This window comes from Corynebacterium aurimucosum, assembly GCF_030408555.1.
Taxonomy (GTDB): domain Bacteria; phylum Actinomycetota; class Actinomycetes; order Mycobacteriales; family Mycobacteriaceae; genus Corynebacterium; species Corynebacterium aurimucosum.
Genome location: NZ_CP047048.1, coordinates 471,020 through 488,750 on the forward strand (window position 1 = coordinate 471,020; position 17,731 = coordinate 488,750).

Annotated in this window: 16 protein-coding genes; 13 read left to right on the forward strand and 3 right to left on the reverse strand. The window is 62.8% G+C overall.

Going from position 1 to position 17,731, the window contains the following annotated elements:
• Nucleotides 1–18 precede the first annotated feature (18 nt).
• The 3 genes from rplQ (at nucleotide 19) to eccB (ending at nucleotide 2,900) form a co-directional block, all read left to right on the forward strand.
• The gene (gene rplQ, locus CAURIM_RS02295) at nucleotides 19–513 is read left to right on the forward strand and encodes a 50S ribosomal protein L17 (RefSeq protein WP_070446554.1); all 495 of its coding nucleotides are present in this window, start codon (nucleotides 19–21) and stop codon (nucleotides 511–513) included.
• Between the two features lie 212 nt (nucleotides 514–725).
• On the forward strand, nucleotides 726–1,586 hold the full coding sequence (gene truA, locus CAURIM_RS02300; RefSeq protein ID WP_144656598.1) for a tRNA pseudouridine(38-40) synthase TruA: 861 nt from the start codon (nucleotides 726–728) through the stop codon (nucleotides 1,584–1,586).
• 54 nt (nucleotides 1,587–1,640) lie between these two features.
• Nucleotides 1,641–2,900, forward strand: a complete 1,260-nt coding sequence (eccB, locus tag CAURIM_RS02305; RefSeq protein ID WP_070717495.1) for a type VII secretion protein EccB — start codon at nucleotides 1,641–1,643, stop codon at nucleotides 2,898–2,900.
• Here eccB and CAURIM_RS02310 read toward each other — a convergent pair.
• Both CAURIM_RS02310 and eccD read right to left on the reverse strand, forming a co-directional pair.
• Nucleotides 2,860–4,035, reverse strand: coding sequence for a S8 family serine peptidase (locus CAURIM_RS02310; protein WP_236659327.1), 1,176 nt, complete (start codon nucleotides 4,033–4,035; stop codon nucleotides 2,860–2,862). The two genes, eccB and CAURIM_RS02310, sit on opposite strands and share 41 nt — an antisense overlap.
• Nucleotides 4,032–5,363, reverse strand: coding sequence for a type VII secretion integral membrane protein EccD (gene eccD, locus CAURIM_RS02315; RefSeq protein ID WP_201828685.1), 1,332 nt, complete (start codon nucleotides 5,361–5,363; stop codon nucleotides 4,032–4,034). Before eccD ends, CAURIM_RS02310 begins: the two co-directional genes overlap by 4 nt.
• Nucleotides 5,364–5,493: 130 nt before the next feature.
• On the opposite strand from eccD, the gene eccCa reads away from it, so the two are divergent.
• From eccCa to CAURIM_RS02365, 10 genes are all read left to right on the forward strand, one after another.
• Complete coding sequence (gene eccCa, locus CAURIM_RS02320; RefSeq protein WP_201828684.1) at nucleotides 5,494–9,222, forward strand: type VII secretion protein EccCa; 3,729 nt, start codon at nucleotides 5,494–5,496, stop codon at nucleotides 9,220–9,222.
• Entirely contained in the window at nucleotides 9,219–10,349 is a 1,131-nt protein-coding gene (locus CAURIM_RS02325) for a type VII secretion-associated protein (RefSeq protein ID WP_070446541.1), read from the forward strand. Before eccCa ends, CAURIM_RS02325 begins: the two co-directional genes overlap by 4 nt.
• Nucleotides 10,350–10,528: 179 nt before the next feature.
• Entirely contained in the window at nucleotides 10,529–10,846 is a 318-nt protein-coding gene (locus CAURIM_RS02330) for a WXG100 family type VII secretion target (RefSeq protein WP_010189512.1), read from the forward strand.
• A gap of 70 nt (nucleotides 10,847–10,916) precedes the next feature.
• Nucleotides 10,917–11,204, forward strand: a complete 288-nt coding sequence (locus CAURIM_RS02335) for a WXG100 family type VII secretion target (protein WP_010189507.1) — start codon at nucleotides 10,917–10,919, stop codon at nucleotides 11,202–11,204.
• A gap of 435 nt (nucleotides 11,205–11,639) precedes the next feature.
• Nucleotides 11,640–12,083 (forward strand): 50S ribosomal protein L13, encoded by a 444-nt coding sequence (rplM, locus tag CAURIM_RS02340; RefSeq protein WP_010189505.1) that lies wholly within the window; start codon nucleotides 11,640–11,642, stop codon nucleotides 12,081–12,083.
• The gene (rpsI, locus tag CAURIM_RS02345) at nucleotides 12,083–12,619 is read left to right on the forward strand and encodes a 30S ribosomal protein S9 (protein ID WP_070644433.1); all 537 of its coding nucleotides are present in this window, start codon (nucleotides 12,083–12,085) and stop codon (nucleotides 12,617–12,619) included. The genes rplM and rpsI overlap by 1 nt, the downstream gene beginning before the upstream one ends.
• A gap of 172 nt (nucleotides 12,620–12,791) precedes the next feature.
• On the forward strand, nucleotides 12,792–14,135 hold the full coding sequence (gene glmM / locus CAURIM_RS02350; protein WP_201828683.1) for a phosphoglucosamine mutase: 1,344 nt from the start codon (nucleotides 12,792–12,794) through the stop codon (nucleotides 14,133–14,135).
• A gap of 139 nt (nucleotides 14,136–14,274) precedes the next feature.
• Nucleotides 14,275–14,586, forward strand: a complete 312-nt coding sequence (locus CAURIM_RS02355) for a hypothetical protein (protein WP_201828682.1) — start codon at nucleotides 14,275–14,277, stop codon at nucleotides 14,584–14,586.
• Nucleotides 14,586–16,253, forward strand: coding sequence for a zinc metalloprotease (locus CAURIM_RS02360; RefSeq protein ID WP_201828681.1), 1,668 nt, complete (start codon nucleotides 14,586–14,588; stop codon nucleotides 16,251–16,253). Before CAURIM_RS02355 ends, CAURIM_RS02360 begins: the two co-directional genes overlap by 1 nt.
• Before the next feature lie 357 nt (nucleotides 16,254–16,610).
• Entirely contained in the window at nucleotides 16,611–16,829 is a 219-nt protein-coding gene (locus CAURIM_RS02365; RefSeq protein WP_070717524.1) for a hypothetical protein, read from the forward strand.
• 70 nt (nucleotides 16,830–16,899) lie between these two features.
• Here the strand turns inward: CAURIM_RS02365 and CAURIM_RS02370 are convergent, their stop codons facing one another.
• Nucleotides 16,900–17,721, reverse strand: a complete 822-nt coding sequence (locus tag CAURIM_RS02370) for a dienelactone hydrolase family protein (protein WP_070710839.1) — start codon at nucleotides 17,719–17,721, stop codon at nucleotides 16,900–16,902.
• Nucleotides 17,722–17,731: the final 10 nt, after the last annotated feature.

The following is a 17,731-nucleotide window of genomic DNA, read 5'->3' on the forward strand; positions in this document are numbered from 1 at the left end:
GCACACGAGGAGTACATCATGCCTACCCCCAAGAAGGGTCCGCGTCTCGGCGGCTCCGCCAGCCAGCAGAAGCACCTGCTGAGCAACATGGCTGCGAGCCTGATCGAGCACGGCGCAATCAAGACCACCGATGCCAAGGCGAAGGTTCTTCGCCCGTACATCGAGAAGATCATCACCAAGGCGAAGGCCGGCACCGTTGCTGACCGTCGCGCAGTTCTCAAGCTCATCCCGCACAAGGATGTCGTTGCTTACCTCTTTGATGAGCTGGCACCGAAGTTCGAGAACCGTGAGGGTGGCTACACCCGCATCATCAAGCTGGAGAACCGCTCCGGCGACAACGCCCCGATGTCCCAGATCTCCCTCGTTCTCGAGGAGACCGTGACCTCCGAGGCAAACCGCGCTACCCGCGCTGCTGCCTCCAAGCAGGCCGAGGAAGCTAAGGCTGAAGAGGCTGAGGCTGAGTCCGCTAAGGCTGACGAGACTGAGGCAGAGGAGACCACCGAGGAGAAGTAATTCTTCTTTAGGTCTTATAGGGCCCGCGCTCACCACTGTGGTGGGACGCGGGCCTTTGTCGTCTTTTACGGGCCCCGGTGCAGGTGCTCTGGATGAAGTACCGTTTTAACAAATAAGGGTCCAAAAATTGCAGTTTTTAGGCCACTATTTGTTAAAACGGGCCACCGACGCAGTCTGCACGGCGCTTCGGGCGCACGGTATCATCAACCCCCATGAGTGAAAGCGTTCGCCTGCGACTGGACTTGGCCTATGACGGCACCGACTTCCATGGTTGGGCTCGGCAGAAAGGTGGGCTTCGCACGGTGCAGCAGACCGTGGAGGAGAAGCTGAGCATGGTGCTGCGCCACCCCGTGGAGCTCACCGTGGCCGGGCGCACCGACGCGGGCGTTCATGCCAGCGGTCAGGTGGCTCACTTCGACACCACCCGTGAGGCGCTGAGCCAACGGAGCATCGATGGTGACCCTGCCAAACTGGTCAGGCGCCTGGCCAAGCTGCTGCCCGTCGACGTCCGTGTACACGCCTGCACCGAAGTATCGCCCGATTTTGATGCGCGCTTTTCGGCGCTATGCCGCCACTATGTCTACCGCATTACGACGCATCCGCGCGGGGCACTGCCGACCCGCGCGCGCGATACCGCGACCTGGTTCAAGCCGGTGGACCTGGATCTGATGCAGGCAGCCGCCGACAGGCTGGTGGGCCTCAACGATTTCGTGGCCTTCTGCAAAGCCAAGCCGCACGCAACCACCATCCGCGAGCTGTTGGCATTTGAGTGGAAGGATGTCTCCACGCCAGCCGAACCGCAGCTTTATGAGGCGCACGTGAGCGCCGATGCTTTTTGCTGGTCCATGGTGCGCTGTCTCGTAGGCTGCTGCCTGCGGGTGGGCGAAGGCTCCCGTGACGTGGATTTCGCAGACCAGATGCTCAAAGAGACCAGCAGGTCTTCCCAGATTCCCCTCGCCCCGGCAGCGGGTTTGAGCCTCGTCGGCGTGGACTATCCCGATGCGGACCAGTTAGCCGCGCGCGCGGAGATGACCCGCAGCCGTCGCGCTGCAGAGGATACCGAGTTGGGTTAATCTAGAACCCACTGCGCCGTGGGAGGGTGGCGCACTGATTCGGGGAGGATTCTCATGGCACGCGCGTTGCCTACTACCAAGGCCCAAGTATCCGGGCACAAGTTTCTACTGCGTCGCCTCGAGCACGGCTTGGTCTTCGGGGATATCCGCATGATTCATGATCCGCTAAAGCGACGGCGCCGCGCCTTGCTTGGCGGGGTGGCCGCCGTGGCCTTTTTGAGTCTCGGATCGGGGCTCATCGCGTGGATGCAGCCGGACCCGCAGCCAGGGGATGCGCCCGTCGTGCGTTCTTCTGAGGGGCAGCTCTTAGCGCTAGTGAATGGCACCTATCATCCGGTGACCAACCTGGCTTCGGCCAGACTCATCGCCAACGAACCGGTCGAAGCGCAGGCCGCCGGCGAAAGCTTCCTGGAGCAGGTGAACCTGGGCACACCGCTGGGAATTGCGGATGCGCCTAACCTCCTGGGCACGGCGATGGGGGAGGAGTCAGGCTGGTCGGCCTGTTTGGAGGAATCTACGCAAGGCGAGAACTGGCAGTCCAGCAGCCGCGTCGGCATCGTCACCGTGGTGGCCCACCATGCCGTTCCTACCTTCGATGCGGAGCACGCCGCCGTGGTGGAATCCGCGGGAACGCAGTGGCTGCTGACGGGCCAGGGGCGCGTCGTGTTGCCTGAGGCTACGAGCACGCAGGGCAGGGTCCTGCGCCGCGCGTTGGGGATGACTGCAGAAACCGCTGTGTGGACCATGCCCGAGGAATTGCTCAACGCCTTCACAGAGCTGGAGCCGCTGAGCTTTCCAGCCGCGCCGCCTGAGATCCTCGACACCGGCGAGCAGTTGTGGGCGCGCACGGAGCACGGTGTTTTCTCCATCACCCCCACCCAGGCGGAGATGCTCGTCGGCGTGGGTGCTCAGCGCCTGCCCGCACAGGCGCAAGAGGTGGCCGCGCTGGGCGACGTCCCACCGACCTTCAACCTGCCCACCACCCGCGTGGACTTCCTGTCTCCCGAGCAAGGCTGGTTGTGTGCGACACACGAACAGGGTGCTGGCATGCTGCGGCCGGTGGCGGCCACGGTGGACCTACCGGGAGATTCGCCCGCGCACCGTTTCGCCGGACTCCAAGCTGGCGTGGGCGTGGATAGCGGGCACGGTTATCACGTGGTGTCCGCCACTGGCAGACGCCACGAGCTGGCTGGTGCCGCGGAGCTGAGCGCGCTGGGCGTGGAGGAACCGGAGCAGGTGCCGTGGGAGATCCTGCGCCTGTTGCCGGAAGGCTCTACCTTAAGCCGCGCGGAGGCCTTAAAGGCTGAGCACTGAAAACCGCCACGAGGATGAGCATGCCTAAGGCCCCGAGGAGCAAACGCACCTGTGGCCAGGACGTGTCTTTCGATGCCGCCGCTGGTGCGACCGCAATCGAGCGATCCTTACGGGAATCGCTCGGGGGCCGATAGGTTACCGCAGTAAGAGGATCCACCACCCCGTGCCCGGGTTCGGCCGAATCAATAATGCGCTGGCGCAGCTGTGCCGGGGAGTCCCCGGGGTATCGCTGCACCAGCAAAGCGAGAGTACCGCTGACCAGCGGCGCAGCAAAGGAAGTGCCTTGAAAGGTAGCGTCGCCTTTTCCCGTGGCCCAGCCGCCGCCGGGTTCAAGCGCAAGAGGGACGTTTCCTTCCGCGCTGAGGGGCGCGGCGATGGAGTACTCCGCGAGGTCATGCGGCGTAGCTAAGGCGCCGACCGCGAGGACGGTTTCGGCTTCCGCGGGAAAGACCACGTCATCCTTTTCGCAGCCGCCAGCCGTGGCGTTTCCCGACGCCGCCACGACCACCGCCCCAGCCTCTTCTGCACGGCGAAGCGCCGCATCCACACCAGCGCGGTCCACCCTTGCCGCGGCATCCTGCGGAACGCAGGAGACCACGGAGACGTTGATGACCTTTGCGTCTGCGTTAACAGCATCCTCGATGGCGGCAGCCAGGCTGGCCAGTGTGCCGGAGCCAGCTCGTTCCGCTTCACTGCTCTCTGCTGCTGGAGCCCGGTAATGCGAACTGGTCTGCCGGATGGAGTAGATTTCCGCATCCGGAGCCACGCCGAGCTCCTTACCTGCGATGACGCCGGCCACTACCGTTCCGTGCAGGTCACAATCCCGCAGCGGGTCTGGTTCCTCCGGGGTTACGAAGTCCGCTCCTGGTGATACGTGCAGCTGTGGGTGGGCGGCCACCCCAGTGTCGATGACCGCGACCTTCACCCCGGCACCCGTGGCAAAGGAATGCAGTCGCGCACGATACTCCGAGTACTGCGCCGAAGGCTGTGGTCCTGCCGGAGCCCGTGTGGCTACTGCACAGGCGGTATCCGGTTCACGGGCAGCAGCTACCGGCCCGGGTAACACGCAGGAACCCCAAGCCAGGACGGCGCCAAGGGCTGCGCTGGCAGCGCTGATTCTGCTTAGAGCTGTCATGCGCCCAACCCCCGAATGAACTCGAAGAGCCCGGCCAGGTGCGCGGCGAGCGGCAGGCAAGCGGCGAGCGCGAGTGCCTCGGCGCGCTCGAACCACACGATGGTAGTTGGCTCAATCTGCTGTAGTTTGCCTGCCCACACCGGTACTGAAAGCATGGCCACCACGATGAGACCCACGATCACGCTGAGCACCCACGTTCCCATAGTCGGGGCACTAAGCAGCTGCCACTCGCGCAGAGGTACCGCCACCGCGGCACTAGCCGCGGCCAGGCCATAGATACCCAGTGCCCACGCCGCAATGAGCCGGGCATGGCGTGCCGCATGCACGATGACCGCTCCGGCGATGCTCACGCATAATGCCTGGGAAGCAACCACGGTTGCGTCCGCGTGAGCGTTGAGCGCGACGAGAAAGAGGGAAGGAATGCCCGCCAGCGTGCAGCCCACCGCTATACCTTCGTAGGCCTGCCCGGCGTGCCGGGCTTTGAGTGAGTTATCCGTGGGATCCTCATCCGAGATACTCAAGTCCTGCCCGGCGGTGGGCAGTTGCGGCACTCGGAGGCCAGCAAGCCGCGTGGTCAGCAGGGGAGAGGCCGCTAGCAGGACCACAGTGGAGGCAAGTAACGGGCCGGGGCCAAGCACACCGACGAGCGCGAGCAGGCACCACGTGGCGGCACTTGCCCGAGCACGTAATCCGCCAATACGCACCACGTGGGAGAGCACCGCCACAGCACCCACGGCCGCCGCAGCACCCACGAGTGGTGCGGCCGGAATCACGGTTCCGGCTGGGCCAGTAGCGACAGGTGAACCAGTGGACAGTGCCCCCGCCAGACCAGCAGCAACGTGGGCGGTTGCAAGCAGAGAACCGCGCCGGGTCCACGCCGCGAGCACGAGGCCGAGGAGTGCAGCGGCGGCGCAGCCAATCGAGGGAGATAGGGCGGCGGCGAGCAAGGCGCCGACGGCGATAAGCCCTGCCACGCCCCAGACCCCGGCTAGACCAGACAGCTGCGTGGTCGAGGCCTCGGCAGCGAGTGCCTCCGCGGCATCCCGCACGATGGGCGCCGGTGTCGGCGCATCTGGGCTGAGCACCAGGACGGAGCCGTCTTCCAAACTGGTGCGGTCGAGTGGCGTGGTCATCGATATGGTTTTGCCCGCCGCGGTGGTGGCGCGCCAGAGGATGGGGGCCGGGGGGACGTCGACAAGCACGAGCAATTCTCCCAGCACCTCCCCGACGCTGGAAGAAAGCGGTAGCGATACATCTGCTTCTTTGCGGGTCTGGCCTGCATGGATGCGGACGGTGACGTGAATGGAATGCGCAAGTGCGCGAGTCATGGAAAGTACCTCCCCCGAAAAATTTTTCTGGGCAACCCCTTGCCCATTGCCTCACATTGTGGCTTACTTGTGGCACGCTGTCCACCGCTTAAGGAGGCGGTGGAGTACTTCGGGGGGGAAGGACTTTGACATGCGCGTACCTACACGCGTCGTTGGCACTGGGGTGGCGGCCTATCGGGAGCCAGCACCACCGTTGCCGCAGGGCAGCATTGATGCCGAGGCGGTGCCGGAGGCAGCCCGCGCACAACCGGTGCCGCTCGTGCGCTTACTCATGCCGCTGGTGATGATCGCGGCCATGCTGGGCATGGTGGCGCTCATGGTTCTCGGAGCGGGGGATGCACGACGGATCAGTCCCATGAGCCTCATGTTCCCGCTCATGATGCTGGCCAGCATGGCCATGATGTTTAACCCACAGGCAGGCGGGCACGATCCGGATGAGACCCGCCGGACCTACTTGCGCCACCTCAAGGCACTGCGGGAGGAAGCACTAGAGCGTGGGGCGGCTCAGCGCGCGCACGAGGAACACCGCAACCCTGACTCCGAACAGCTTGGCGCGCTGATTCCCACCCCGCGGCTGTGGGAGCGGACGGCGGATGCCCCGGATGCCTTGGAAGTGCGGGTGGGGACGGGGCCGATGGCCCTGTGCACTCCCATTAATGTGCCGGATTCGGGTGCGGCGGAAGACCTCGACCCGGTGTGCGCGGTGAGCCTGCGCCAGACCGTGCGTGCGGTGGGAACCCTCGCGGATATGCCGGTGGTCATCCAGTTGCAGGCCTTTCGCGTCGTCGGCCTGGCCGGTGAAGACGCCGCTGGGGTGGCCCGCGCGCTGCTGTTACACCTGGCGGTGCTGCATGGCCCGGAGACCGTGGGCATTGAGTATCACGGTGCGGAATGGGGATGGTTGAAGTGGCTGCCGCATTCCAGGGAGCCTGACCAGGCGCAGTTTCGCATCTGCGTCATGACGGAGGAACAAGGGCATAGCGTTGGTGTGCTGCGCAGTGACGCGCCGGGGGATAGCCCCACAACCACCATCGCCGTGGGGGTGACACCCCATTCGCCGCTGGGACGGCGCGCCGAGGAAGAGGGCATCTACCTGCGGGCGGAAAGCACGCTCTCCGTGGTTACTGCCGCGGGCGAGGAGGAGCTAGGAAGCTGCGCGCTTGTCGACGTCCCCACGGCCCTCCTCCTTGCCCGCACCCTCGCGCCCTATCACCGCCCCTTCGGTGGCGATGTCGCGTCCACGCCTCGGCATGGCCGCAATGCGGATGTGCCCTCGTTGCTGGGCTTTCGGGATGTAGATGCGCTCCAAGCCTCCGGCATGTGGCAGGGGCGCAGCCCTGCTGAGCGGCTGTGTGTGCCCATCGGTGTCGACGAGTCCGGGCACGCTTTGATGCTTGACTTAAAGGAGTCCGCGCAGGGCGGGATGGGGCCGCATGGGTTATGCATTGGTGCCACAGGCAGCGGAAAATCGGAATTACTTCGAACGCTTGTCGTAGCGCTGGCCGCCACGCACAGTCCGGAGGAACTCAATCTTGTGCTCGTTGACTTCAAAGGTGGCGCCACCTTCTTGGGCTGTGAGGAACTGCCGCACACCTCCGCCGTGATTACCAACCTGGAAGAAGAATCCACCCTGGTGGAGCGAATGTACGATGCCATCTCCGGCGAGATGAATCGCCGCCAGGAGCTGCTGCGCAAGGCAGGAAATTTTGCCAACGTGGGCGAATTCAACGCCTCCGCTGCCGCGGTGGCGGAGCACGGGCCGCTGTCGGCGTTGGTCATTGTGGTGGATGAGTTTTCGGAGCTGTTGGGGCAGCACCCGGACTTCGCTGAACTCTTCGTCGCGGTGGGAAGGCTCGGCCGCTCGCTGCACGTGCATCTGCTGCTCGCTTCCCAGCGCTTGGAGGAAGGGCGCTTGCGGGGATTGGACTCGCACCTGTCTTATCGCATTGGGTTGAAGACTTTCTCCGCCGGGGAATCCCGCCAGGTCCTCGGTGTGCCTGATGCTTATCACCTCCCCGCCCAGCCGGGAGCCGGCTACCTCAAAACGGATGCCGATGCCCCCACGCGCTTTCAGGCTTCTTATGTTTCTGGCCCGGTCACGCGCCGGGTAGTGCGTGATGAGGTGGCCGAACATACGCGGCATTCGGCACGCGTGGAGCTTTTTAGTGGGCATCGTACGGCGGAGGAGAACGCGGACTATACGGAGCTCGTGGATTCTTCGAGCACACTCTTGGACACAGTGGTGGCTGCCGCCCGGGAGGAAGCCACCAAGCGCGGCCAGTCAGCGAGGCGAATCTGGTTGCCACCCTTGCCGCCCGTGGTAGAGCTATCCAGCGTTGCCGCTCTGCGCACGGATTCACTCAGCGCAGGTGGCGGGCTACGCGCGGAGGTGGGGCTTATTGATCGTCCTTATCACCAGCGTCAAGACCCGCTGCTCGTGGATTTCACGACGGGCGGTGGGCACCTTGCACTGTGCGGCGGACCGCAGTCAGGAAAGTCGATGGCGCTGCGCAGCATCGCCTCCGGTATGGCCCTGTGGCATTCGCCGGACCAGGTGCGCTTTTATGTCATCGACCTAGGAGGCGGGCAGCTGCGGGTGTTGGACCGTCTGCCTCATGTAGCTGGGGTAGCCGGACGTGAGGAACCGGAAAAGGTGCGGCGCATCGTCGATGAAGTCGCCGGCCTCGTGCGCCGCCCGGAACCTCGCCACACCTTTTTGATCGTGGACGGCTGGCACCACATCGGCACCTCCGGGGCAGACTTTGAGGACTTAGCTGAGCCGATTACCCAGTTGGTTGCTGACGGTGCCTCCGCCCGCGTTCACGTCTTGATTGCAGCGGCGCGGTGGACCAGTTTGCGGCCGTCGATTCGGGATCTCATCGCGGCCCGCCTTGAGCTGCGCTTGGGCGAAGCCATGGATTCCCTCATCGACCGCAAGGCGCAGCAGAAGTTGCCGGCAGCACCTGGGCGAGGGATCACTTTAGCAGGGGAAAACCTCCTTTTTGCAGCGACCTCACCGCAGGATATCGCTCATATCTGTGGCGTGCATGCGGATGCTGTTCCGGTTCCACCGCTGAAAATGTTGCCCACTGTGCTCACCGAATTGCCTGAGCCGGAAGATGGTTCGTCATCAGACGGGGTGGCCTGGGGCATTGGTGGTCCGGACCTAGAGGTCCTCGACTGGGATCCGGGCGTCCAGCCTCACCTCGTGTGCATTGGCTCTCAAGGCTCCGGCAAATCGCATTTTCTCAGCGTGATTCTCGCCGGAATCAGCCAGCTGAGTCGGGAGGAAGCCCGCCTGGTGGTCATCGATGAGCGCCGCGCGCATTTGGGGACGCTGGATGAGGAGATGGTGGCGGCCTATGGGGCGTCGGCAAGCGCGGCCACCCAAGCCATTCTCGATACAGTGCGCACCCTAGAGCAGCGCCTCCCTGGCGCCGACGTCACCCCTGCCCAGCTCGCCGCGCGGAGCTGGTGGCAGGGCCCAGATATTTACCTTGTCATCGATGACCTCGACCTCGTCAGCGAGATAGCGCTAGCACCTCTGCTGGAGCTCCTCCCGCACGCCCGCGATGTGGGGCTGCACCTGGTGTTCGCGCGCAAAGCAGGTGGCATTGGGCGCGCGATGTTTGGGCAGTTCCTCTCGGCGGTGCGGGACTTGCAGCCGGCGCTGCTGCTTCTCGACGCCGACCGTGACGAAGGCGCCATCTTCGGCGTCAAACCGACGGCATTGCCGCCCGGCCGCGGCCAATGGGTCGTCCGCGGCGTATCCCAAGGCTTGGCGCAGGTCTATGTGCCAAGCGCCGATAGTTCACATACCTCACCACAGACCACAAGCAACAAGGGAGAGAACCAATGACCACGACGCATGCACTGCGAACCCCGACAACCGCGCCCGAGACCACGCTAGCTATTACGGTGCTCGATGCCGCCACGATCTATGAAGGCCCAGAGACGATCTATCGCTATGACCTGCCCGGCACTGGAATCACCGAAGGTTGGGCGCTGGAGGCAGTCCTCGACCAAGCCGAAAAGGTCTGCGGGGCGGAATGGCCGGATATCAGCGTTGATGTGGTGGCGGATCCCTCCGGAACGGAGGTCAGTGTCGAAGCCGTGAGTATTCTGCGCCGTCAGCTCGCTGGTGCGGGTGCGACCGTGCAGGAACCAGAACCATTGCCGCCGTCCGTGTCTGTTGCGGCTAGTGCTGCACCGTCTTCTTCCCGTTTGGTCGTGGGCACGCAGCACGAGGACCTTGGGGATGAGGACGCGGCGACTGCCGAGCTGTCCCGGCCTGCCCGCCGCGGGCGCTCGCACCGTGCAGCGGAATCCCGCTGGTCCGCGTTGTTGGGAGGTATCGATCCTTTCTACATCGCTATCGCGGTCATGGTGCTCGTGGTGGCCGGGGTGTCGTGGTGGGCGGTGGGTCGCAAGGATGCGGCTGTGGCAGCGTCGACTCCCGATCAGACAGCTGAAGGAGCATCTGCCGCCTCCGGGACTTCGGGCACCGCCTCGAATCCCGACACGGAGGCACAGCCCGAGGGCCCGGCCGAGGGGGCCGGAGCTGAGGAAACCGGAAGCAGGCAGCTGCGACCCGGTCAGCAGGCCATCGACGTGGAGGGAATGTCCCTGGTGCTTCCTCAAGGATTCCGCACCAGCGTGGAGGATGGTCTGGTCACCGCTGCCGGTGAAGACCCCAACCTGCGCATCCTCCTGGCTGCTGATCCGCTTTTCAATGTGCCTGTCGACGCGTTGTTCACAGAGATTAAAGAGCAGATCGAATCCGATCCTGCCCTCCGTGATCCGGTAGAGGACTCTGGACGGCTGACGTATACCGAGGATCCCGGCGACGGCTCCCGGGTGACGTGGATGATGTGGGAAGACAAGGGCCATCAGATGTCCGTGGGCTGCCACACCAAGTTTGAGCCCAATGTAGTGCAGAAGGCTGCCTGCCGAATGGCGGCAGAATCGCTGGTCAAGAAGGACTAAGCGGGAAAGTTCTGCGAATCTCAAAGAATCTGGAAATTAGTGGGAACCGATGAGCTACTAGCTCAGTCCAATAAGGGTGAGAAGGACACAGGGTGCTTCTCGGGGGGAAGAAACACACACCAATCCCTAGGAATAAGGGATACGCCCCAAGGTAGGGAACAAGACAGAAAGAGAAGGACATGACTCAAACGTTCCGCACAGAAGCCGACGTAATGGTGGCCACCGCTGGCCGCGTCGACTCCACCAACGACGAGGTACAGGGGGAGCTCACCCGCCTGCAGGGTGTTGTGGACTCCGTCCGTGGCAGCTGGGCAGGCCGCGCGCAGGTTTCCTTTGACAACCTAATGCAGCGCTACAACTCCTCCGCGCAGCAGCTGCGTGAGGCGCTGACCGCCATCAGCGAGAACATCAGGGACAATGCCCGCAACTTTGATTCGGTCGAGGCTGATAACGCCCAGTCTTTCGAGAACGTTGGCGGCGCGGGCCTGGCCCTCTAAACACGAGCTGCTTTCACTGACTACTGCACACGCTGAACCACGCACGAACACAGAAGATAAGGAACACGCAATGTCTGGAATCAAGTATCAGTTTGGCGCCATCGCCGGTGCCGCCGCCGACATCAACTCCACCTCGGGCCGCATCAACGGGCTCCTCGGTGACCTCAAATCCACCCTGCAGCCGATGGTATCGACGTGGGAGGGAGATTCCGCTGCCGCATATAACGCGGCGCAGGCGAAATGGGACAAGGCAGCCGCCGAGCTCAACACGGTGCTAGCGACCATCTCCACCACGGTTTCCCAGGGCAATGACAATATGAGCGACGTCAACCGTCGCGCTGCCGCTAGCTGGGGCTAAACCACTCCTACTGTGAGTCTTGAGCTGGGTGTGCGGACACTTTCTGCCTGACCATTCACCACCATGAGCAGTGAGCGGGAGGGGGGAAGACGCGGAGGCTAGGGGAGTGGCGCAGAGAATGGAAGGGCTGGACGCGCCACCTTGACCCACACCACCCTCCGCCCACTCAGTAAAAGGCGCCGGTATCGCTTCTCATCAACGTTTCTGTCTCGAACCCCCACCCCGAATTAGCTGGGATGGAGGCGTTGGTGAGGGGCGATATCGGCGTTTTGGGTTTTTGATCCGCTGCGTACTAAAGTGAAACACCTATGTGTCCGCACCTCGTTGAACGTTGGTGCGCGCGTGCTGCAGGTCTCCACCGGCCGCTGTATGTACCGCGTAGGGGCTTACATAGCGATGGCCGGCAGTTCCGAGACAGACTTTCAAGGAGTCATTTTGTCTACTTTCCACCCGAAGAGCGGTGACATCACCCGCAAGTGGTACGTCATCGACGCTACCGACGTGGTTCTGGGCAAGCTCGCTTCCACCGTGGCTGACATGCTGCGCGGCAAGCACAAGCCCCAGTACGCACCGAACGTTGATTGCGGCGACCACATCATCATCCTGAATGCGGACAAGATCCACATTTCCTCCAACAAGCGCGAGCGCGAGATGCGCTACCGCCACTCCGGTTACCCGGGCGGCCTGAAGTCCATGACCCTTGGTCAGTCCCTGGACGCCAACCCGGTCCGCGTTATCGAGGAAGCTGTAAAGGGCATGATGCCGCACAACAAGCTTTCCAACGCCTCCATCAAGAAGCTGCACGTTTTCGTGGGCGAGGAGCACCCGTACGCCGGCCAGAAGCCGGAAACCTTTGAGTTTAAGCAGGTGGCACAGTAATGACCGAGCAGAACATCGACAACAATGTAGCCGACGCTGCCGACATCGCTGCAGCAACCGCCGCTACCGAGGAGTTCACCAACACCATCGGTGATTCCCTGGCAACCGATACCGAGGCTGAGGTTGAGACCGCTGCCCCGGCTATCCACGAGGGCCCGATCCAGACCGTTGGTCGCCGTAAGCGCGCCATCGCTCGTGTTCGCCTCGTTGCTGGTTCCGGCAACATCTCCGTCAACGGCCGCGCCTTTGACGAGTACTTCCCGAACAAGCTGCACCAGCAGGACATCCTGCTGCCGCTGACCATCCTCGAGCGCGAGGGTCAGTTCGACATCAAGGTCACCGTCAACGGTGGTGGCCCGACCGGTCAGGCAGGCGCCCTGCGCCTGGCTATCGCCCGCGCACTGAACATCTACAACCCGGCTGACCGCCAGGCCCTGAAGAAGGCTGGCCTGCTCACCCGTGATGCTCGTGCCGTGGAGCGCAAGAAGGCTGGTCTGCACAAGGCACGTCGTGCCCCGCAGTACTCCAAGCGTTAATCTTCGCTTACTGCATTTTCCGAAAGCCGCTGCTTCCCTTTCGTGGAGGCGGCGGCTTTCGCCGTGTATGGCAGGGGTGGGGCGAGTTTCCTGCTATGTTGCGGGGTATAACCAAGCCCCAAAGGTGGACCGATCTGCGCCACACAACGGGGAGCGGGCATAATGAACAACTATGACTCGACTTTTTGGAACCGATGGAGTTCGCGGCCTCGCGAACAAGAAGCTCACACCGATTCTCGCGCTGCGCTTGGGCCAGGCGGCAGCGGAAGTTCTTACTTCAGACCGTGAATCTTATGAGCGTCGCCCGCTCGCGATTATCGGGCGCGACCCGCGTGTGTCGGGTGAGATGCTGGATGCGGCGATTGCCTCGGGTCTGGCATCGCGAGGCGTTGACGTCGTGCGCGTCGGCGTGCTGCCTACCCCGGCAATCGCGTTCCTTACCGATGACTTTGGGGCAGATCTCGGCGTGATGATCTCCGCTTCCCATAACCCGATGCCAGACAATGGCATCAAGTTCTTCTCCGCGGGCGGCAAGAAGTTGCCGGATGAGGTGGAAGACCACATCCAGGCTGCTATGGACAATCTCACTGAAGATGGCCCGACTGCGACCAAGATTGGCCGCATTATTTCGGAGGCTCCCGACGGCCGCGAGCGCTACCTGAAGCACTTGGCGGAGGTCGTCACCACGGATCTCAGCGGCATCAAGGTTGTCGTCGACACTGCAAATGGCGCTGCCTCCAAGGTTGCACCGCAGGCCTATGAGGCTGCGGGTGCTGAGGTCGTTGCCATTCACAACAAGCCTAATGCCTTCAACATCAATGAGGATTGCGGCTCGACGCACATTGAGAAGACCCAGGAGGCCGTCGTCGAGCACGGCGCCGATCTGGGCCTCGCACACGATGGTGACGCTGACCGCTGCCTAGCCGTGGATGCCGAGGGCAACGTCGTTGACGGTGACCAGATCATGGCGATCCTCGCCGTGGGGATGAAGGAAGAAAACGATCTCCGCTTCAACACCCTGGTGGCCACCGTGATGTCGAACCTGGGCCTGAAATTGGCCATGCAGGAGCAGGGCATCGAGGTCAAGGAAACCGCCGTGGGTGACCGCTACGTGCTGGAAGAGCTCAATCGCGGTGACTTCTCTCTGGGCGGTGAGCAGTCCGGCCACGTGGTGCTGCCGGATGATTGCACCACTGGTGATGGCACGCTAACCGGTTTGTCCATCATGGCGCGCATGGCCAAGTCCGGAAAGTCCCTCAAGGAGCTGGCCTCCGTGATGACGGTGCTGCCGCAGGTGCTTATCAACGTGCCGGTTTCCGACAAGACCGCCATCCTTAACGCCCCTGAGGTTAAGGAAGCTATCGCTGCTGCCGAGGCGGAGCTCGGTGATACCGGCCGTGTTCTGCTGCGCCCGTCCGGCACGGAGGAGCTCTTCCGCGTCATGGTGGAGGCTGCTGAAAAGGAGCAGGCGCGCAAGGTCGCAGGCAAGCTTGCGGCCGTCGTTGCTGCAGTGTAGCTCTACTCATTCCACCACAACCCCAGGCTGCTGGCCTGGGGTTTCGTGTTTTTGGGGTGGTGTGGGAACCAAAGGGGATGTTTCTCAGTCCAATAAAAGCAGGAATCACTGTTTGTTGTGGACGAGAAGGAGGGCGCATATGCCCGACGTATTTTTTGATGAGGATGAAGCCACGCGGCTTCTCGACGCCGTCGTGGACCAAACCCGTGCCCAAAGTGACGCGCACCGCGGGGATAGGCCGAATTTTCCCCAATCCTCCGCGGGGCGTGATTTCGGCGGGCACGGCGCACAGATTCAGGCCCTGTTGAACCGGCTCTATGAACGCGGTGCGTGGCGGTTAGAGAACATATCGGCCACAGCGGATGCCGCGCGCGAACAACTGCGTGCTTTCGGGGACGTGGACCGCGGCCTCGCCGGGCAACTCGGTGACCAAGAAGTAGGGGTGAATTGATGTCCACGATGGTCAAGTCACTCTTGGGTGATTATTCACAAGCGGTGTCCCAGTTCCAAGCGGCAAGCCAAGGAGGCTATTCCGGGCCCAGCACGCCTATTGGCTTGTTGGGGGACATGGTGGGGTCGGTCGATGGGATTAACCCAGGCGACTTGGTTACGAACACTGCGTCGGCGATGGGTGCTCGCCGCCCAGGGCGCGGTGGTAACGGGTTGCGGGAATTCCTTCTCGGTACGGTTCTATCGCTGGCCGGGGGAGCGATCATGGATCATTTGCGCGGCGTACAAGACGATTTCGACAAGGAAAGGGACGAAGCCGGTGATTTGGTGGAATCCGCGCAGCAGTGTTCGGATGCCATCGAAGACGTCGTTGATGTTTCTGATTCCGCGGTGGCAGAGCTTATCTCTGCTGTGATTCCACTGATTAACATCTTGACCATGCTGTTGCAGCGGCACCCTCTGGGAAAGGTCATCATCCCGGTGATATCGCGCATTGGTGGGGAGCTTATCGATCAGACGAATGACACCATCACGCAAACGTGCCGGGACCGCGATACCGCCATTGAGAATTGCTATGACGAGTTTGAACGGCGCTGCACCGAGGTGTGCGAGCGGGAGCTGCCGGAAACCCCGCCAGAGCCCGAATGCGGCTGTGAGGAGAAGCGGAAAGAGTGCCCGCAACCTGAGCCTGAACCTTGTGCATCGGCCCAGCCGTCACCAGCTCCGGCCCCGTCCACACCGTCTCAGCCCACACAGCCAGCTCAGCCTTCGGCGCCAGCTGCACCGCAGCAACCTGTAGAGCCGAAACCAGAAACACCGGTGGCACCACCAGAAAAGCCGGAGCCCACCCAGCCCGCCACGGTGCCTGAAAAAGACTGCCCACCGGTTGAAGAGAAGCCACAGCCTGCGCCGCCGACTGAGCCGAGCCATGTGCCGACTGAGCCCGCTTCAACGGCACCAGAAGAGGAGCACACACCGTGCCGCTGCACAGAAGAGAAAGCGGCACACACCTGTGACTGCGGTGAGCATCAGCGAGAACTAGGAACCACGAAGCCCGCTGATGCAGGAGTTGACGTTCCCATCGAGCCTGTGCCGCAGGAGGTGGTGGACTGCCCAGAGGACGAGGAGCCGGTGGCTGAGGAGGCCAAGTGTCCTGAAGAGTCGTTAGAAAGCGATGATTGCGAAGAGCCAGAGCAGCCACCCGGTGCGGAAGCAGGTGAGTGCAAGCCTGAAGAAGCCTGCTGTGGAAGCTTAGGCCTGCTTGGCGTGGGCGTTGCCATTCTGGGGCTGGGTCTGTTGGCTGAGGCAGCTATGGACTTCGTGGAGAATCTGCCGGAGCCGGAGCCCGTACCGGAGCCTGTACCCGAGCCAGAACCGCAGCCAGAGCCCGAACCCTGCCCACCGCCTGCACCAGAGCCTGCTCCTGACAACGGTGTTACGCCGCCGCCTCCGGAGCTGAACAACGTTCCTGAGCCAGAGGCACCGCCAGAGAAACTTGCGCACATGCAGGCAGCGGAGGCACCGGCGCCGCAGCCAGCCCCGGCGCCAGCACCTGCACCTGAGCCAGTACCAGGTCCGGCCGCTGGGGCTGAGGCCACGCCAGAAATGCCCCCGCAAGAAAGTTCAGAAACCTCCTCCGTACACGCACGAAAGGCAGGGCAGTGGTAATGCCGCACAATGATTTTGATGAGTTCGCACGCGGATTCCGCGAGCGCACAGCCGCACGGCTGCTGGAATTTGAGAAAGCCATGGCTAAAGCACAGGACGAATTGGAAAAGTCTGCGCAGCGTGCCGCCCAAGCCCAATCGCCTACAGAGGCGCAGCGGCGGAACCCTGCTTCTAGGAGCGGAGCGCACAGTCAAAGCCAAAGGCAGGGGCGAGGCCGCCCGCGCGGCCAAGTGCAATCAGTGCTCAGGCGCGGGTGACACGGAAACCGGGAAATTCCTCTGTGCGCCAGCAGCTCCCGGTGTTACTGTGGCGTGAGTAGCCACTGCACGTATCAACCAAGGTTTGGGGGAAGACCACATGACAGTTCCTTGGCGTTATGACGTCTTGTGGGGAGTTCTTCCCATGCTGTACCTCTTGGTGGCTTTTGTCGTGCTTGGCATTGAGATTAAATGCGACAGAGATATGGCCCACATAAAGCTGTGGACGGCCGCGCAGCTGCTTCTCCCAGGAATTGGCCTTATCGCCTGGCTTCTCCTTGAAGTTCCCCGCTTAAAAAGACTAAAGCAGGACGAATAAACGATCGTCCTGCTTTAGTCGGAGCACACGTGCGCCTTGCGGTGCTAGCTCGTCGAAACCTTTCCCGTCGCTAGAAACCCGCGTGCTTGGTGAGGTCCTCGCCGAGGAAGCTCTCGACGCCCTTGGCGGAGGCGTCGGCAGCCGCAAAGGCGTCATACTTGGACTCACCAGCCAGGGTGGACAGCAAGAAGCCGGTGACTAGGCCGCGGGCTGTCTCAACGGCGGATCCTTGAAAGAAGCCGGAACCAAGCGCCAACTTGAAGAGTTTATCCTCGCTGAAACCGGACTGCGTGCCCTTAGCAATCTCACGGTAGGCCACCGGGCCGCCCCAGGCGTTGGCTAGCTTCGCGGGATTACCGGCGCGGAAGATATCATCCTGGCCTGCGCCGATAACAAGGCCGCGGGCCTTAACAGCGTGGGCGGCCTGAACTGCAGAGGGGGAAGTATCGGCGGGGTAGAGGGCAGCAACGGCGCGGACCTTTGGGTTATCAACGGCGGCCAAGGTGGCTACGCCGCCGCCCATGCCGTGCCCAAAGACACCCAGTTTGGAGGGGGACACCGAAATCTTTCCGGCACCCAACCGGACACCAGCGGCAATCTGCAACGCCGATTCGAGGTCGGCAGCCAAGTTGCGGTGCTTGGCAAAGACACCTGTCTCCGTATCGGGAGCAACCACCACGATGCCCCAGCTGGCCAAATGGCGCAGGGTGGCGTGGTAGTCCTTAACGCTTTTCGTCCAGTCGTGGGCAAATGCCACGGCAGGCAGACCTTTACCCTCAGCTGGGGTGTAGACCTTGCCCTCCAGCCCTGCATAGGACAGGTCCCCGACGAGAACGCGGTGCGGGCCGCGCTTAGACAACGTACCGAGATGCTTCTTCAAATTCGCAGACACGCTTTACAGA

Bases quoted from the DNA above. Each gene is read 5' to 3' on its own strand.
- rplQ (WP_070446554.1), top strand. From the start codon at position 19: ATGCCTACCCCCAAGAAGGGTCCGCGTCTCGGCGGCTCCGCCAGCCAG.
- truA (WP_144656598.1), top strand. From the start codon at position 726: ATGAGTGAAAGCGTTCGCCTGCGACTGGACTTGGCCTATGACGGCACC.
- eccB (WP_070717495.1), top strand. From the start codon at position 1,641: ATGGCACGCGCGTTGCCTACTACCAAGGCCCAAGTATCCGGGCACAAG.
- CAURIM_RS02310 (WP_236659327.1), bottom strand. From the start codon at position 4,035: ATGACAGCTCTAAGCAGAATCAGCGCTGCCAGCGCAGCCCTTGGCGCC.
- eccD (WP_201828685.1), bottom strand. From the start codon at position 5,363: ATGACTCGCGCACTTGCGCATTCCATTCACGTCACCGTCCGCATCCAT.
- eccCa (WP_201828684.1), top strand. From the start codon at position 5,494: ATGCGCGTACCTACACGCGTCGTTGGCACTGGGGTGGCGGCCTATCGG.
- CAURIM_RS02325 (WP_070446541.1), top strand. From the start codon at position 9,219: ATGACCACGACGCATGCACTGCGAACCCCGACAACCGCGCCCGAGACC.
- CAURIM_RS02330 (WP_010189512.1), top strand. From the start codon at position 10,529: ATGACTCAAACGTTCCGCACAGAAGCCGACGTAATGGTGGCCACCGCT.
- CAURIM_RS02335 (WP_010189507.1), top strand. From the start codon at position 10,917: ATGTCTGGAATCAAGTATCAGTTTGGCGCCATCGCCGGTGCCGCCGCC.
- rpsI (WP_070644433.1), top strand. From the start codon at position 12,083: ATGACCGAGCAGAACATCGACAACAATGTAGCCGACGCTGCCGACATC.
- glmM (WP_201828683.1), top strand. From the start codon at position 12,792: ATGACTCGACTTTTTGGAACCGATGGAGTTCGCGGCCTCGCGAACAAG.
- CAURIM_RS02355 (WP_201828682.1), top strand. From the start codon at position 14,275: ATGCCCGACGTATTTTTTGATGAGGATGAAGCCACGCGGCTTCTCGAC.
- CAURIM_RS02360 (WP_201828681.1), top strand. From the start codon at position 14,586: ATGTCCACGATGGTCAAGTCACTCTTGGGTGATTATTCACAAGCGGTG.
- CAURIM_RS02365 (WP_070717524.1), top strand. From the start codon at position 16,611: ATGACAGTTCCTTGGCGTTATGACGTCTTGTGGGGAGTTCTTCCCATG.